Consider the following 16,372-nt stretch of genomic DNA (forward strand, 5'->3'; position numbering starts at 1 on the left):
GTGCGCTTGTGTCGTTTCTGAGGAGGTCCTGTGAAAGCTCACGTCCTGGTCGTGGATGACGATCTTGCGCTAGCTGAAATGCTTGGGTTGGTGCTGCAGAACGAGGGTTTTCATGTGACCCATTGCCCTGATGGTGTTTCAGGGTTGAAGGCGGCGCGTGAGCTGAAGCCGGATCTGGTGTTGTTGGACGTCATGATGCCGGGGATGGATGGCATCGAGGTGGCTAAGCAGCTTCGGGCCGAGTCTGGGGTGCCAATCGTGATGTTGTCTGCGCGCTCGGACACGATTGATGTTGTGGTGGGTCTGGAATCTGGTGCAGATGACTATGTGGTCAAGCCGTTTAAGCCCCAGGAATTGACTGCTCGTGTGCGGGCGCGGCTGCGTCGCGGTACGGATACCAATCCTGAAACGTTGCGTATTGGTGATGTGGTTATCGATGTGGCTGGTCACTCGGTGACAAAGAATGGTCAGGTCGTTCAGCTGACGCCGTTGGAGTTTGATTTGTTGGTGGCGTTGGCGCGTAAACCGTGGCAGGCGTTTAGCCGGGATGTGCTGTTGGAGCAGGTATGGGGTTACCGGCATGCCGGAGATGCGCGGTTGGTGAATGTTCACGTGCAGCGGCTGCGGGGCAAGATTGAGGATGATCCGGAACACCCGAAGATTGTGGTGACGGTGCGTGGCGTGGGGTACAAGGCGGGGACGAACTGAGCCGATGCCAGATGACGTCGTGAGGTCTGCGCCGATGGATGGGGTGGCCTCCGTCGAGGTGGGGGAGGCTGTTCCTCCCGGCGGTGAAGAGGCGCTGGTTGCCTCGAGTCCTGTTTCTCAGGTGCAGGAACATCGTGGTTGGAAGCAGCGCGTGAAGTCGGGGTGGAGGAACGCTCGGGCAGAGCTTGCTAAACGGTGGCGGACAAGTCTTCAGTTTCGCACCGTTGTAATCACGGTTGTTTTGGGTGCCGTGATTACGGTGTTGTTGCAGTCGTTTTCGTATAGCCGAACGGCGGCGGCGCTGGTAGAGGGCAAAGTGGAGGCTTCGAAAGAGGATGCTGCTTATCGGGCTTCGGGTGTGCAGAGAAATTTGGATGCCACGGATCGTTCGGATGCTGAGTCGATCCGGCAGTTGACGTATGACTTGATGCAGCAGCAAACGTCGCAGGCTCCTGATCAGGCTCGTGAGGTGATTTTGACGCACGGGCCGAAGAAGTCGCCGGGCAGTATCCCGACGATGTGGACGGCTTTTGGCCCGGAGGTGTTGCCGCAGGCGTTGCGTGAGGCGGTAGTGGAGGATCCAGGCCACCAACAGGTGCAGATTGTGCCGGTTCGGGGGCATGACGGGTCTGAAGCTCAGGCGGTGGTTGTGGGGCAGCAGATCCAGATTCCAGATTCGGATGCGCACGAGTTGTATTTCGTGTATCCGATGGAACGTGAAGCCTCGACGATGGATTTGATGCTGCGTACGTATTTGTTGGGTGGTGTGCTGCTGACGGGGCTGATTGCTTTGGTGTCGTTGGCTGTGACGCGGTTGGTGGTGGATCCGGTGCGTGAAGCTGCCCAGGTGGCGGAGCGGCTGGCCAACGGTCGGTTGGATGAGCGGATGCAGTTGCGTGGCGAGGATGATCTGGCGCGGCTTTCGGGGGCGTTTAACCGGATGGCTGATAATTTGCAGAGCCAGATTCGTCGGTTGGAGGAGCTGTCGCAGGTTCAGCAGCGGTTTGTTTCGGATGTGAGTCATGAGTTGCGTACGCCGTTGACGACTATTCAGATGGCTAGCGAGATGCTTTTTGCGGATCGGGATGCGTATTCGCCTACGAGTCGGCGCTCTGCTGAGCTGCTGCATGGTGAGGTGGAGCGGTTTGATGAGATGTTGTCGGGGTTGTTGGAGATCAGCCGTCATGATGCTGGGTCGGTGGTGTTGGAGACGGACAAGCATGATGTGGTGGCTGTAGTTCAGCGGGTGATTTCGGCAGCGACCACGTTGGCTGAGACCAAGGGCAGTGAGGTCACGGTTGTTGAGCTGACGCCGGGGCCATTTGTGGCTGAGATCGATCCGCGTCGTATTGAGCGGATTCTGCGCAATCTTTTGGTGAATGCGTTGGAGCATGGGCAGGGTGAGCCGGTGCAGATTGAGGTGGGCGCAAACGAGGAAGCCGTCGCTGTTGCGGTTCGTGACCATGGGATTGGTTTGGAGCCGGGGCAGTCTTCGTTGGTGTTTAACCGTTTTTGGCGGGCTGATCCGGCGCGGACTCGCACCACCGGTGGTACCGGTTTGGGGCTAGCGATTGCTTTGGAGGATGCGCGTTTGCATCGGGGTTTGTTGCAGGCGTGGGGTGTTCCCGGGGAGGGCAGTAGGTTCAGGTTGATTGTGCCTAAGGATGAAACGGTGTCGATTAGTGAGCCACCTATTCCGTTGGCTGATGGTGAGGGCGTGACCAGCCATCACGACACGGGGACGTTGCCGGTGATTGATGGGGTGGTGCCGGGAGCCACGGTTGTGCCGGTGGATTCAGATTCTCAGGGGCAGGTGTGAGGTCGCGGCGCTGGTTGGGTGTTGCGGGGATAGTGGTCTCGCTGTCGTTGGTGGCAGCGTGTGGTTTGCCGAGCTCGGGAAAGGTGGAGCAGGGGCTGGCGGTGCAGGATCGGCCGCCGCCGCCGATCAAGCTGCAGTTTGAGGCTCCGCGGGCAGGGGCCTCTCAGGAGGAGATTGTTCGGGGTTTTTTGGCGGCGCAGTGGTCGGCTGACGATGATTACCGGGCGGCTCGGGCGTATCTGACTAAAGCTGTCTCTGAGAAGTGGGCACCTGATTCGGTGGTGGTGCATCCGACGGGGATGCGGCCGCAGACCGTGAAGTCGAAAGACGGCAGTTCGGTGACGGTGACGGTTGTTGAGATAGGGGTGCTGGATTCGGATGGCCGTTTCCATGCGTCGACAGCTGGGACAACGCGGGAGGTGGAGATTTCGCTGGCCAAGGTGGATGGTGAGTGGCGTATTTCTTCGTTGCCTAAGGGTTTTGGCCTGTGGCTCTCTGAGTTCTATTTCGATTCGACGTATCGTCCGTTTCAGGTGTCGTATGGCTCGACGATGGGTAGCACGTTGGTGCCGGATTGGCGTCGTTTTGCGGTGGGTCCTGGGTTGACGACGTCGTTGGCGCGGGCGCTGTTGGGGCCGGTTCCTTCGCATTTGGCTGGTGCGGTGCGTAGTGGTTTTCCGTCGGGGACGACGTTGGCTGTGGATGCGGTTCCGGTGGGTAATGGTGTGGCCACGATGGATTTGACTGGTCGGGCCTTGGCGATGAATTCCTCTGAACGTCATACGGCGTGGGCGCAGACGTTGCGGACGATGCGCCAGGCAGGGACTGTTGATCGGGTGGCGATGACGGCGGAGGGGCGGCCGCTGGAAGTGATGGGTTTGGGTTCGTTGCCCGAACGGGTGGGGGATGTGGGGTATTCGGGGGCGCCTGCGCGTTCTCCGGTGGTGGTACGTCGTGTGGGTGATGTGTTGACGCCGTTGTCGTCGGCGTCTTTTCCTGCGGAGGTGGGTAAGGCGGCGTTGCCTGCGTTGCCGAAGGTGCCAGAGGAGTGGTCGCGTGCGGCGATTTCTTTGGATTTGCGTGATGTGATGGCTGCTAATGAGTCGGGTACTGCGTTGGTTCGGTGGGTGGATGGGCAGCGTGCGTCGGTGCAGAGTCCTGGTTCGGGAATGAGCGCGCCGGCTTATGACGTGATGGGGCATGTGTGGCTGGGGGGCCAGGATGCCAAGAGTGAGGGGGCGGTGTGGGTCTTCCACCGGGTGGGGGACGCGGGGGCGGTTTCTGAGCCGCGTCCGGTGCGGGTTTCAGCGCCGTGGTTGCATGATCGGCGGGTGATTGATGTGAGACCTTCTCCGGAGGGGCATCGGGTGGTGGTGTTGAGTAAGGATGCTGCTGGGGCGATGCATGTGGATGTTTCTGGGGTGGTGTCGTCTTCGGGTGTACCTTCAGCTTTGCCTGAGCCGTTGGCGGTTGCGCAGGATGTGGTGGATGCGACGTCGGTGATGTGGGTAAATGACAGTACGTTGGCGTTTGTGGGCTCGCGTAATGCGGGGCAGCCGTTGGTGCCTTTGGTGGCGCCATTGGCGGGGGTGACGCAGGAGTATTCGGGTGTGGCTGGTGTTTCGAGGTTGATTTCGATGGGTGGTGAGCGTGGTTTGGTGGGGGTGGATCAGGCCAATCAGGTGCTGCGTAAGGTGGGTAGCCGGTGGCAGCGGATTGGTACGGCTTCGGATTTGTTGGTTCCTGCTCGCTAGGGCGTTGTCCGCAACCGTGGTGGTGTTGGTTCGGTGGTGGGGATAACCCGCTTTGGGGTGGGTGGGGTGGTTGAGGCTGTGGGGATGGATTGGTGTGTGCGTTGGTGGCGTGGATGTGTGACGGCGGTGGTGGCGCTGTGTGAGTTGGTGTGGCCGGTGGTGTGTGCTGGGTGTGGGCGGCATGGGCAGTCGTGGTGTGCGCAGTGCGCGGATGTGGGGGCGTTGCCGGATGTAGAGCCGTTTACGGTGGTGGGGTCGGGTGAGGGGTTGGTGGTGTGGTCTGCTGCGGAGTTTATTGGGCCGGTTGCTGCTGCTGTGGTGGCGTTTAAGGATGGTGGTCGTCGGGATGTGGGGAGTGTGTTGGGGGTGGGGTTGGCGCGTGCGGTTGAGGCGGCTGTGGGGGTGGAGGTGTTGCGGGGTGGGCCAGTGGATGGTCCGGTTGTGGTGGTGCCGGTTCCTTCGCGTCCTTCGGCGCGGCGTCGGCGTGGTGATGTGCCGTTGTTTGAGTTGGTTGATGTGGCGTTGAGGTCGGGTGTGTTGTCTTTTCAGGTGGGTGCGGTTGAGTCTTTGCGGTGGGTGCGGCGGGTGCGAGATCAGCGTGGTTTGGGGCGGTTGGGCAGGGTGGTGAATGTGTGGGGGGCGATGGGTGTGGTGGAGCGTTGGAGTGCTGAGGTGGGTTCGTGGGGGTTGGTGGTGTTGGTTGATGATGTGTGTACGACGGGGGCGACGTTGGGTGAGGCGCAGCGGGTGTTGAGGCAGTGTGGTGTGCATCGGGTGGTGGGTGCGGTGGTTGCTGCGACTCCGGGTGGTCCTGGGGTGTGAGGTGGGTCACTGGGTGGGGGTGTTGGCTGAGTGGTGGATGCAAGTTGGCTGACAAATATGCCGGGTTCCTTCCTCCTGGTCAGAGTTTCATCTACCGTTCTTTTATCGGGTGTTCACCTCATTGGGTGGCCGCCGGGATCCGATGTTTTGCGCGTTGTCGCGCATTGAAAGAGGTGATGCCTCACTCGCGTTAGCGAGTTGATTTCCGGGCCCGGTGTGGATTGCGTGTTTTCCCAGGGCCCATCTCAGCCCCGTAGTCCGGTTCGGGCCGTTCGGGACAGCGCTTCCAGGAGGAACTGATGGAACTCACCGTCACTGCACGTCACGTCCAGGTGTCTGATCGTTTTCGCTCCGTGCTGGAGGAGAAAATAGAGAAGATTGAGCACTTGGCGCCTAGGGCGCAGCGTGTTGAGGTCATTGTGGGGCATGAGACGTCGCGGAATGCTCCGAAGGGCAGTGTGCGTGTGGAGATTACGTGCATTGCCAAGGGGCCGGTTCTTCGTGCTGAGGCTTTTGCTGATGATCCGTATTCGGCGTTGGATCTTGTTCTTGCGAAATTGTCTGAGCGGTTGCGTCGGGCGAATTCGAAGAAGAAGGTGCGTCGGCACCGTGGGCCGGATTTGGCGACGGCAACGGCTGATCTTGATGTGGTGGAGGCTATGCCGCCGGGTGGTTCTTCAGGCGGTGATGAGGTTAATCCGTTGGAGGCCAAGCTTGGTGTGACGGGTGATTCGCCGGTGCAGGTGCGTGAGAAGGTGCATGCTTCCTCGCCGATGACTTTGGATCAGGCTCTTTATGAGATGGAGCTGGTAGGGCACGATTTTTACCTCTTCCATGACAAGGATTCGGATAGTCCGTGCGTTGTGTATCGGCGTCGTGGTTGGGATTACGGCGTGATCCGTTTGGAAGTTTCTGAGGCGGAGGATGCCGCGCAGTAGTTGCTTGTCGTGACCCCGCGGCATCGATGTTTTTGGTGTTGCTGTGGTGGTTGTGAGTGTGTGGGGCTGTCGTGGTGTGTTGCGGCAGCCCTGCATTGTGTCTGAAGCGTCATATCCTGTGTGAGCCCGGGTTTGGTTATCCGTGTGGGCGCGCCGCGATGAGGTCGGGGAACGCGTCGACGGTTGTAAGCGTTTAGCCTGGGTCTGGGGAGTGACCGGTGGCATGTCCTCATGTGATCTCGTTGTGGGGTCGGCGTGAGGGCGCGGAGTTCGCTGTGTTGGCGTTTTCCGGCTGGTGTCGTTTCCTGGGTGCCCAGCCGATTACTAGGTGTTCGAGGGCCGGTTTTTCCGGTTTCTGCGTTACACAACGAGGAGTGTCCGTGCCGAAGATCATCGATCGAGTCCTGCGAGCAGGTGAGGGGCGTGTGCTGCGTCACCTAGAGGGCATCGTTGCTCAGGTGAACGCGATCGAGGAGGATTTTCTGTCGCTCTCTGATGCGGAGTTGCGGGCAGAGACGGACAGGTTTAAAGCGCGTATCGCTGATGGTGAGTCGTTGGATTCGCTGTTGCCGGAGGCATTTGCCGCGGTTCGTGAGGCGTCTTCTCGAACGATTGGTAAGCGTCACTTTGATGTGCAGGTGATGGGTGGAGCGGCGTTGCATATGGGCAATGTTGCTGAGATGAAGACCGGTGAGGGTAAGACGCTGGTCGCGACTTTGCCGAGTTATTTGAATGCTTTGTCGGGTAAGGGTGTTCACGTTGTTACGGTGAACGACTTCTTGGCTAAGTATCAGTCTGAGCTGATGGGTCGTGTGCACCGCATGTTGGGGTTGGAGACGGGTGTGATCTTGTCTCATTTGACGCCGGCTCAGCGTCGGGCGGAGTACGCGAAGGACATCACGTACGGCACGAACAATGAGTTCGGCTTTGATTACCTGCGTGACAATATGGCGTGGCAGACCGAAGAGTTGGTGCAGCGGGGGCACAACTTCGCGATTGTGGATGAGGTGGACTCGATCCTCATTGATGAGGCGCGTACGCCGTTGATCATTTCTGGTCCGGCTGATGGTGTGACGCGCTGGTATGTCGAGATGGCGAAGATGGTTAAGCATCTTGAGCGGGGGCGTGGCGCGGATCGTCTGCGTGGTATTGAGGCCGAGGGTGACTACGAGGTCGACGAGAAGAAAAAGACGGTAGGCATTCTTGAGCCGGGTATTGCCAAGGTGGAGGACTACCTCGGCATTGACAACTTGTATGAGAGCAACAACACGCCTTTGATCGGGTATTTGAACAATGCGATCAAGGCGAAGGAGTTGTTTAAGCGGGATAAGGATTACGTGGTCATGGACGGTGAGGTGCTCATCGTTGATGAGCACACGGGCCGTATCTTGGCTGGTCGTCGTTATAACGAGGGGATGCACCAGGCTATTGAGGCCAAAGAGGGGGTGAAGATTCAGAACGAGAACCAAACGTTGGCGACGGTGACGTTGCAGAACTATTTCCGCTTGTACAACAAGCTGTCGGGTATGACAGGTACGGCTCAGACGGAAGCTGCCGAGCTGCATCAGATTTACAAGGTTGGGGTGGTGCAGATTCGGACGAACCGTCCGATGGTGCGTCGTGATCAGCCGGACTTGGTGTACCGGACAGAGGTCGCGAAGTTTGACGCGGTGGTCAAGGACATCGTTGAGCGGCACCGTAAGGGCCAGCCGGTGCTGGTGGGTACGACCAGCGTGGAGAAGAGCGAATATCTTTCGCAGCAGTTGGATGCTCATGATGTGCCGCATGAGGTGCTGAATGCGAAGTATCACGAGCGTGAAGCGGCCATTGTGGCTGAGGCTGGCCGTCGGGGTGCGGTGACGGTTGCGACGAACATGGCTGGTCGTGGTACCGACATCATGCTGGGTGGTAACCCAGAGTTCCGTGCGGTGGATGCGTTGCGCCGTCGGGGGCTGTCGCCGGAGGAGACGCCTGAGGAGTACGAGGCGGCTTGGGATCAGGCTTTGGCTGAGGCTGAGGCTGCGGTGAAGTCTGAGCACGACGAGGTGTCGTTGCTGGGTGGTTTGTATGTGTTGGGTACCGAGCGGCACGAGTCGCGTCGTATCGATAACCAGTTGCGGGGTCGTTCTGGTCGTCAGGGCGACCCGGGGGAAAGCCGTTTCTATCTGTCATTGCAGGACGATTTGATGCGGTTGTTTAACGCCGAGCGCGTGAACCGCTTCATGGTTGCTGTGAAGATGGATGATTCGGTTCCGATCTCGGCGAAGATGGTTACCCGTTCGATCCAAAGTGCCCAGACGCAGGTTGAGGGCCGTAACTTCGACATTCGTAAGAATGTTTTGAAGTACGACGATGTTTTGAACACTCAGCGCAAGGTTATTTACGGTGAGCGTCGTCGTGTGCTTGAGGGTGAGGATCTGCACGAGCAGATGCGTTACTTCATCAACGATGTGGTGACCGAGTATGTGCGTGCTGCGACGGAGGAGCAGCTTCCGGAGGATTGGAAGCTGGAGCAGTTGTGGTCTGATGTGGCTGAGTTGTTCCCGGTGTCGTTGTCGCTAGCGGATGTGGAGTCTGCTGCCGGTGGCCGTAGTTCGGTGACTCGGGAAATTCTTGTGCAAGAGCTGATCTCGGATGCTCAGTTCGCGCTGGATGCACGGGAGGCGCAGTTTGGTCGCCGTGCGATGCGTGAGGTGGAGCGTCGTGTGGTTCTCAGTGTTCTGGACCGTAAGTGGCGTGAGCACTTGTACGAGATGGACTACCTCAAAGAGGGTATTGGGCTGCGGGCGATGGCTCAGCGTGACCCGGTGGTGGAGTACAGCCGTGAGGGCCACCACATGTTCCAGGCGATGATTGAGGCCATCAAGGAAGACGCTGTGCGTCTTCTGTTCAACGCTGATATCAAGGTGGATGAAAGCCAGTTGCCTCCGGAGGAGGCGCCGGAGCAGAGCTCGGGTGAGGCTGTGCGTGGTGAGGGTGTCGAGCACCCTGATGCGCGTCGCTTTGCCTATTCCGGCGGTGGGGACACTGTGGGTGAGACTGAGCAGCGGGGTAACCGTCGTGAGCGTCGTTCGCGCAGATTGCGTCGTCGCGGGCGTTGATGTGTTGTCCGTAGCGTTGTGAAACGTGACTGAGGCCCGCACGGTGTTCTGTGCGGGCCTCAGCTATGTGCTGGTGGGTTACTTGGTGGTGATTTTTTCGATGCTGACTTTGGCTGAGCCGATGGCGGCGTTCTCGGAGTTCATGATTGTGAGTTCGCCGAACATGTGGCGGCCTTCGTCTGGTTGGGTGTTGGGGGTGATTTCACCCGTGATGGGCAGGGTGGCTCCGTGTTCGAGGGTGCGCAGGGGGCCGTTGTTGATGGTGAGTTTGCCTAGCGTGCTGCTGTAGTAGACGTCTTGGTAGTCGTAGGCCATTTTGCCGCCGGGGATTGTGTATCCGTCGATCTCGACTGTGTAGGTGCCCGCGGTGGGGTTAGTGAGGGTGACGGTTTCTTCGGCGGAGGATGTTGCTGCGCGGCCTACTTCGGTGCCGGAGGCGTCACGGACCACGATGTCCAGGTCAGAGTTGATGTCTGCTGGTTTGCCGGTGGAGATTTCCAGTCGGCTGGTTCCGGCGGGTACGGCTACTTTGTAGGTGTGTTTTTCGCCTTGGCTGATGCTGGGGCGTTCTTCGTGTGCGGAGCCGAGGGGGCCGCCGGTGCCGCGTACGGGGGTGCTACCGAAATCGTTTTTGATGTTCCAGTTGATTTCGGTTGGGCTGCCCACTGATGCGGTGGGGATGGTTTTTTCGGCGGGGTCGACAGTGACGCCTTGTGCTGAGGCGGTAAGGCGGAAGGAGTTGGATGTGACGGGTGTGCGTCGGCTGGCGTCGACGACGATTTCCCATACTCCGGGGCATGGGTTTGTGTATGCCCGTGAGGTGGGTGGGCAGACTTTGGCGTCACCGATGGAGGTGTAGCAGCGGTTTTGGATTTCTTCGCTTTCGACGGGCATGCCCAGTGGGTCGATTGCCAGGAAGCGCACGGCGGATCCGTGTGCGATTCCGGCGAGGTTGACCTGGAGTGCTTGGGTTTTTTCCGGGACGGTGACGAAGATGCTGCGTGCTCGGACGCGGTCGATGTTTCCGGCCATGGAGGCGGTGTATGGGGCGGTGTCGAGTGCGTTGGATGTGATGATGTCGGCCATCATGCGGGTGCCGCGGATGGCGTTGTCACGAGGTGTGATGTCCAGGATGGCGGCGTGGGTTCCTAGTGTTTTGGGGGTTGCGGTCACCGGGATGGTGACGGGTTTTCCTAGGGGGAGTTCCACGGCGTTGGTTGAGGAGTAGGTTCCGTCGTTACCTATCCAGGTGAGGGTGTGTGATGTGGCCTCTTGGGGGCCAGCTGTACGGGTGATGGTCACGTTGTATGTGCGGTTTTGGCCAGCTTTGTGTCCGCCTTTGGTGGCGTCACAGCGGTTGTAGATGCCTTCGCCTTTGTTGGGTGTGGCTAGCAGGTGGGCTAGTGGTGTGCACACGGGGGCGGAGATGGCGTATTTGTTGGAGGCTTCGGGTGCTTTGCGCAGTACTGGCCAGGCGCGGTCGATGCGGATAAGGCCGTTGCCTTGGGCAGTGGGTTCGAGCCCGGGGATGAATCGTGTTGTTGATTCTAGGGATGCGCGTAGTTGTGCCGGTGTGACGGGTAGGTCGTTTTGGCGTGCTGCAGAGAGTAGTAGTGCTGCTGCGCCGGTGGCTTGGGGGGAGGCCATGGAGGTTCCGTTGAACATGGATAGGCCAACGGGAAGTTTGTAGCTGACCTGTGGGATGTCTTCGGGGTCCATGAACATGGGGACAGCACTGATGGCTGACCCGGGGGCCATGATGTTGGGTTTGAATCCGCCGTCTTCGCGGGGGCCGCGAGAGGAGTAGTTCTGTGCCCAGTACTCTTCTTTGGCTTTAGCGCCGTAGTTGGCCAGCCAGGTGTCTTTGGATGCTCCGGCGGCGACGCTGACGGCGTCGGTTGCTACGGAGGGGTCACCGATGGTGTTGGTGCCTGCTCCGGAGTTGCCTGCGGAGATGAAGATTTGTACACCGTATTCGTCGATGATGCGGTTGTAGAGAGCGGAGCGGGTGTTGTTGCCGTCGTTGAGGGCGGGCAAGCCGCCGATGGACATGTTGACGATGTCGACGCGTTGGTTGGCAACGAGTTCGATCATGCCTTCGGTGAGGGCGACGGAGGTGCAGCCACCTGCGTAGACGCAGGCTTTGGCAGAGACAACTTTTGCTCCGGGGGCTGCTCCTTGCATTTTCCATCCGGGCATGTTTGCTGCGGCGATTCCGGCGACATGGGTGCCGTGTGCGCTGGATACGGTGCCGATGTTGATGACGTCGGCTGTGGTTCCTGCATGGCCGATGGGGGTGAGGTCGACGTTTGTGCGGTATTCGACGACGAAGGGGACGTTTTCTTGGACGCGGGTGGAGGGGTTGTCTTTACCGAAGTGTCCGACTTGGTTTTTTTCGGCGTATGGCCGCATGGGGGTGTTGTTGGTGAAGTCGTGGTCGCCGTCGGTGTCGACCCAGATGTCGTGAGTTTGGTAGTCGTACAGGACTCCCCAGCTGTCGTCGGTTTTCCCGTTCCTGTCGATGTCTCCCTTGAATTCACTTCGTGCGGAGCTTGATTCACGGAATATGTCGATTGAGTATTGGGCGTCGTCGCGGTGGGGGAGTTTCCAGTTTGCTCCGCGGAATGTGGCTGTTTCGCCGGATACGCGGTTGAGCATGACTCGCCAGGTGGGGTCTGATTCCAGAAGTGGATCTGTTGCGGTGATCCAGTTGCTGATTTTGCGTTCACCGGTGGTGGTTGTTGCCAGGGCTGGGTGTTCTAGGTCTATGCCTGAGTCCAGGACACCGATGGTGATTCCTCGCCCGTCGTAGGTGGGGTTTTTCTTGGTGAAAGCAACTGCGCCGGTGTCAGCGGTGGGCAGGTAGGGGTTTTCGGCGGGGGTTTGTGGTGAGGGGCCGGTCCAGGGGCTGGAGCCGGTGCCGGTTCCTGGCGCGGGGTCAGGTTTGGGTTCGGAGACGATTTCATCGAGGTCTACGTATTTGACCTGCGGGATTGTGGAGACTTGTTCGGCTTTGCCGGTGGGTAGGGATGCGCGTACGTATCCGAGTTTGTCGTGGACGTAGCCGATGGTTGCCCCAAGTGAGGTGAGGTGTTTGACGACTTCGGCGGTTTTTCCTCGTTCAGTGGCGGTCATTACTGTGACGCGTGATTTGCCTGCGGCTTCTGCCTCGATGAGTAGCTCTTGGCTGTGGCTGCTCATTTTTTCTTTGTCGGGTGCGCCTTTGGCTCCGTCGGAGACCCCTCCTGTGGTGGAGGGAGGTGGCAGGGGTTCCGCGCTTGCGGGGATGGCGGTGGCTCCGCCGAGTGTGAGTGCCAGGGCGAGGGTGGCTACGTTGCCGATCCTCGACGTGCGTGCACGCATGGGTGTTGTCCTTTCGAGAGGGGGCGGAGTGTATGGCCTTCGTTCCCCCCTGGCCGCTCCGCTGTGCACACTCTCGCTGGAGGGGTGTTCTTTGGTGCGACATTTCGACGTGGTTTTTTCTGGTGTCGCGGCGAATTCCCAGGTGAATGGGTAAGTCTGTGGTTTTCGTGTCGTGTTGTTGGGGTAGCAGTAAGGCCGTGCTGGCCACTGTGGTTGGTGGCTGGCACGGCCTTACTGAAGGGCGATGAGGGTTAGTCGAGGTAGAGCTCTGTGACGATCCAGCGCCCCCGGTTTTGGGTGATTCGTAGGGCCATGGTGTGGATGATACCTTCTTCTTCGAGGATGACGGCAGCGTCGTAGGTGCCGTTTTTTGGGGGTACTGCCGACGACGGTGCGTAGTCGGACGGGTTTGATTTTCATGGTGCTGCCTGCGCGGTGGCGGCGTCGGTCGAGGGATCCGTGGATTTTGGGGCTGACGAATCGGGCGAGTGTGGAAAGGGGGCGGCGGCCGCGGAGGACTTCGAAGAGGGTAACTGCGAGGCGGCCGACGTAGTTTTCGGCGGGTGGGAGTATTTCGGGTTCGGTGGGGCGGGTGGCAGTGGTGGTGCTGCGGGTGGGGGTGATTTGTATGTCGAGGCGGTCTTGGGCGTAGGGGGTGGGGTTTTCGGGTTCGAGGGTGGTGGGGCGGGTGCGGGTGATGACGGTGGTATGGGCGGGGATGTTGCGGGGGGAGGGGTAGACGCGCCATGAGCCGATGTTGGTGCTGGGAATGGTGCTGGGAATGGTGCTGCTGTTGGTGGCTGAGTCGGTCATGGCTGTCTCCGAGGGGTCAGTGAGGGTGCTTTTGTGGGGTGGGCTACAACCTCACCTTAATGCAGTTTGATGCAGTTTGATGCAGTTTGTGGGTTTATAAGTCTTTTTAGACCTTGTTGATTTGTTGAGGTGGTTGCGGTGGTACGTAGCGGGTGTGTTGGCTTGGGGCACGTTTACAAGGAGGACGAATGCGCTGGGAACGACTGTTTTCCGATCTCGAAGGCATGGCTGACGAGCAGGATCGGGCGTTTCTGGAATCCGAAATCGCGGACCGTGTTCGTCGCGAACTCGCCCGCGTAGAGCTTTCGGATCGCCTGCGGGCCAATGATGGCCGCATCTGTCTGGTGTTGCGCGGAGGCCGAATGCTCTCCGGGGACCTCATTGATGCAGGTGCAGACTGGCTACTGATGGAGAACCGGGAGCAGGTTCTTGTGCCTCTTCATGCCGTCATGGAGGTCAACGGTCTAGGCAGAGCTGTTGCGGCGCCCTCTGATATGCGCAAGCGGTTGTCTATGTCACACGCTTTGCGTGTGATTGCGCGGCATCGAGTTCCGGTGGCTGTTGAGGATGAGATGCGGCGAGTGCGCACCGGCACGATCGATATCGTGGGCGCAGATTTCTTTGAGTTGGCTGGGCACGCCCCTGACGTTCCGCGCTCGGCGCGTTACGTCCAGGGAGTGAAAATCGTGCCGTTTAGTGCTGTGGTAGCTGTGACGACTCTGGCTAATCAGCGCAATTCATCAATGCGTTCATCAGCGGAGTCATCTGCGCTTTGGGGAGATTCGGCGAGGTAACGGCGCGTTTCGGCGTACATGCGTTGGATGTAGTTCTCTAGTTCCACTGATTCGACGCGCCATTGTCCGCGTCCTCCTACCCGAATGGCTGGTAGTTCGCCGCTACGCACGAGTGCGTATGCCTGGGCAGAGGAGATGTTGAGGACCTCGCAGACATCGGACAACAGCAAGAAGCGTGATGTCATCGCTGGTCTCCTTCGTGGTTGCTGTGCAGGTGTGTCGACGTCAGAGATACCGGCACCTGGGTGTGGGTGGAGCCAGCGCCCGTACAGTCAACGGTCGACCGAGTTTAACCGCAGGTTGCGAGGCAAGTCGTATCGACTGTGGGCCCTGTGGATAACTGACGTGGCGTGCGGGGAGCTGTTCGTGGCGGCGCTGTAGGGGGAGCTGCCGCGAGGGGCATTGAAGATCAAGGGGATTCGTGATGCGGGCTGCGCGTGTACGAGTGATAGTCGGGGGAAATATCGGCCTTTTGCGTGAGGCGCTGGCTATCTCACGTGGTGTCGACGTGGTTGCTGAGGAAGAAGAAATCGCCGGGGTGGCGGCTGCGGCAGAGGCAGCACTGGCAGATGTGGCCATCGTGAATCTCACAACCGTGAAGCTGCAACGATCTCTGGTGGAGAAAATGCGTCAGCGGGGTGTGGCAGTGCTGGCCGCAGTGCCACCAGGGGCAGTTGATGAGGCCCAAGCCGCGTTGCGGCTCGGGGGTGATGGGCACGTGTTTATGAATGCAGGGCCTGCCGATGTTCCTCCACTCTTGCGGCAGGCCTGTGAGCGCGTGACCTGTGATGAGCAGGCACGCACACAGCGGCTGCGGGGGCGAGGGCCGCGAGGGCGCGAACTCCAGGCCGCCAAAACCGGAGAACTCGGCGCAGCTGTGGAAGGACAGTTGGGAAGCGTCATTGCGTTGTGGGGGCCTGCGGGGGCTCCAGGACGGACAACGATTGCTGTGGGGGTGGCGGCAGCGTTAGCTGGGCGCGGTGTGCGCACACTGCTCATTGATGCCGACACTTACGGCGGCGCGGTGGCTGGTTCGTTAGGTCTTGAGCAGGAGTCCCCGGGACTCGTGGCGGCGCTGCGGCTAGCCGATCGGGGGCTTTTGGAGCCTGTCGATGTTGAGCTGCTTTCAGTACAGGCTGGATCGCGGCTGCAGGTGTTGACTGGTTTGGATCGCGTTGACCGGTGGCCAGCTTTGGTTCCTGAGTTGATTGGCCCGGTTTTTGACGTGGCACGCCGGTACGCGCAAGTAACGGTTGTTGACTGTGGTTTTGCGTTGGAAGATGACCCGGAGTTGAGCTATGACACGTATGCTCCGCGCCGTAATGGGGCGACTTTAGCTGCGCTTGAGGCAGCGGATCACGTAGTCGCGGTGGGGTGTGATGACCCGGTTGGGCTGTCGCGTTTAGAGGATGGGTTGTTGGAGTTGGCCGCCGTGGGTAGCCCAGCGGAACGAGTTGTGGTTAATCAGGTGCGAACGCCGTTGCCCAAGATTACGCGAAGCGGGGTGCAGGAGGGGGAGTCCGGGCCAGTAATGGCGCGATCTGCGGCGTGGCGGCGATTGTATTTGGGGCACACGGTGCATTTGGTCCCTGCTGACCCGGAAGGCGTGTGGGCTGCTCGGATGAGGGGAGTACCGGTTACTGCGCTGCAGGAGCGTTCACCTGCAGGGGCGGGCATTGACCATTTGGCGCAAGGGCTGCTGGAGCAGGTGGCACAGTACTCGTCGGTGTGAGGTCAGGCAGCTAGTTACCTGGCCTCAATCTCTGCTGGGAAGGCAAGAAACGTACGATGACAGTGAAGGCGTGATTAATCGGTCACGTTATGTGTGTTGCTGAAGCTGTGGAGGGTTCGGATGGGTGAGGTGAGGGTGTTCATCGGGGTGGGGCAAGAGGTGCCTGCTGCAGTGGCGCAGGGAGATGCATTGCTTGCTGCTGGGGGGCGTGCGCACATGATCACGCCGACGTTGTCTGCGGTTTTCCCAGAGCATGATGAAGAAGACTTGGAGTATGAAGCGCTGTGGGAGGCAGCGGCAGATTGTCCTGGCCGTATTGCTGTTGCAGCTGCAGATGTTCCAGCGGCATGGGTAAGTGAACAGCCAGAAGAAGATGCGCCGGGGCATGTGGTGGTATCGGCGCAGATTCCACTTTCAGCTGTGGTGAGTTGGCATATCGAGTTAGCTGAAGATGGCCCCGACGATGAGCTTTCCTGGTACGACGTGACAGAGACGCATGAGGTTGCGCGGCTCATGGCGTGAGCCGCG

At 59.6% G+C, this 16,372-nt stretch carries 12 protein-coding genes; 9 read left to right on the forward strand and 3 right to left on the reverse strand.

The window, feature by feature from the left end:
- Positions 1-30 precede the first annotated feature (30 nt).
- The 6 genes from mtrA to secA all read left to right on the forward strand — a co-directional run bounded on the left by mtrA (position 31) and on the right by secA (position 9,142).
- Positions 31-708, forward strand: a complete 678-nt coding sequence (gene mtrA, locus CKV89_RS06355) for an MtrAB system response regulator MtrA (RefSeq protein WP_028327925.1) — start codon at positions 31-33, stop codon at positions 706-708.
- A 4-nt stretch (positions 709-712) separates the two neighbouring features.
- The gene (mtrB, locus tag CKV89_RS06360; protein WP_051277750.1) at positions 713-2,527 is read left to right on the forward strand and encodes an MtrAB system histidine kinase MtrB; all 1,815 of its coding nucleotides are present in this window, start codon (positions 713-715) and stop codon (positions 2,525-2,527) included.
- Positions 2,524-4,281 carry a GerMN domain-containing protein gene (locus tag CKV89_RS06365; RefSeq protein ID WP_084441417.1) on the forward strand — a complete coding sequence of 586 codons (1,758 nt, stop codon included), beginning with the start codon at positions 2,524-2,526 and terminating at the stop codon, positions 4,279-4,281. The genes mtrB and CKV89_RS06365 overlap by 4 nt, the downstream gene beginning before the upstream one ends.
- Positions 4,282-4,317: 36 nt before the next feature.
- Positions 4,318-5,103 carry a ComF family protein gene (locus tag CKV89_RS06370; RefSeq protein WP_154657718.1) on the forward strand — a complete coding sequence of 262 codons (786 nt, stop codon included), beginning with the start codon at positions 4,318-4,320 and terminating at the stop codon, positions 5,101-5,103.
- A gap of 299 nt (positions 5,104-5,402) precedes the next feature.
- The gene (gene hpf / locus CKV89_RS06375; RefSeq protein WP_028327921.1) at positions 5,403-6,041 is read left to right on the forward strand and encodes a ribosome hibernation-promoting factor, HPF/YfiA family; all 639 of its coding nucleotides are present in this window, start codon (positions 5,403-5,405) and stop codon (positions 6,039-6,041) included.
- 380 nt (positions 6,042-6,421) lie between these two features.
- Positions 6,422-9,142 (forward strand): preprotein translocase subunit SecA, encoded by a 2,721-nt coding sequence (secA, locus tag CKV89_RS06380; RefSeq protein WP_028327920.1) that lies wholly within the window; start codon positions 6,422-6,424, stop codon positions 9,140-9,142.
- Positions 9,143-9,220: 78 nt separating this feature from the next.
- Here the strand turns inward: secA and CKV89_RS06385 are convergent, their stop codons facing one another.
- Both CKV89_RS06385 and CKV89_RS06390 read right to left on the reverse strand, forming a co-directional pair.
- Positions 9,221-12,505, reverse strand: a complete 3,285-nt coding sequence (locus tag CKV89_RS06385) for a S8 family serine peptidase (RefSeq protein ID WP_028327919.1) — start codon at positions 12,503-12,505, stop codon at positions 9,221-9,223.
- Between the two features lie 231 nt (positions 12,506-12,736).
- Complete coding sequence (locus CKV89_RS06390) at positions 12,737-13,318, reverse strand: Rv3235 family protein (RefSeq protein ID WP_028327918.1); 582 nt, start codon at positions 13,316-13,318, stop codon at positions 12,737-12,739.
- A 188-nt stretch (positions 13,319-13,506) separates the two neighbouring features.
- On the opposite strand from CKV89_RS06390, the gene CKV89_RS06395 reads away from it, so the two are divergent.
- Positions 13,507-14,112, forward strand: a complete 606-nt coding sequence (locus CKV89_RS06395) for a hypothetical protein (protein ID WP_095068500.1) — start codon at positions 13,507-13,509, stop codon at positions 14,110-14,112.
- On the opposite strand, the gene CKV89_RS06400 is transcribed toward CKV89_RS06395, so the two are convergent.
- Positions 14,046-14,297: a helix-turn-helix domain-containing protein gene (locus tag CKV89_RS06400; protein ID WP_028327917.1), complete on the reverse strand. Its 252-nt coding sequence runs from the start codon at positions 14,295-14,297 to the stop codon at positions 14,046-14,048. The genes CKV89_RS06395 and CKV89_RS06400 overlap by 67 nt on opposite strands.
- A 239-nt stretch (positions 14,298-14,536) precedes the next feature.
- Here CKV89_RS06400 and CKV89_RS06405 point away from each other — a divergent pair, with 239 nt between their 5' ends.
- On the forward strand, positions 14,537-15,844 hold the full coding sequence (locus CKV89_RS06405; RefSeq protein ID WP_154657717.1) for an AAA family ATPase: 1,308 nt from the start codon (positions 14,537-14,539) through the stop codon (positions 15,842-15,844).
- A 120-nt stretch (positions 15,845-15,964) separates the two neighbouring features.
- Entirely contained in the window at positions 15,965-16,366 is a 402-nt protein-coding gene (locus CKV89_RS06410; protein WP_154657716.1) for a DUF6912 family protein, read from the forward strand.
- Positions 16,367-16,372 lie beyond the last annotated feature (6 nt).

Source organism: Dermatophilus congolensis, assembly GCF_900187045.1.
GTDB classification, from domain to species: domain Bacteria; phylum Actinomycetota; class Actinomycetes; order Actinomycetales; family Dermatophilaceae; genus Dermatophilus; species Dermatophilus congolensis.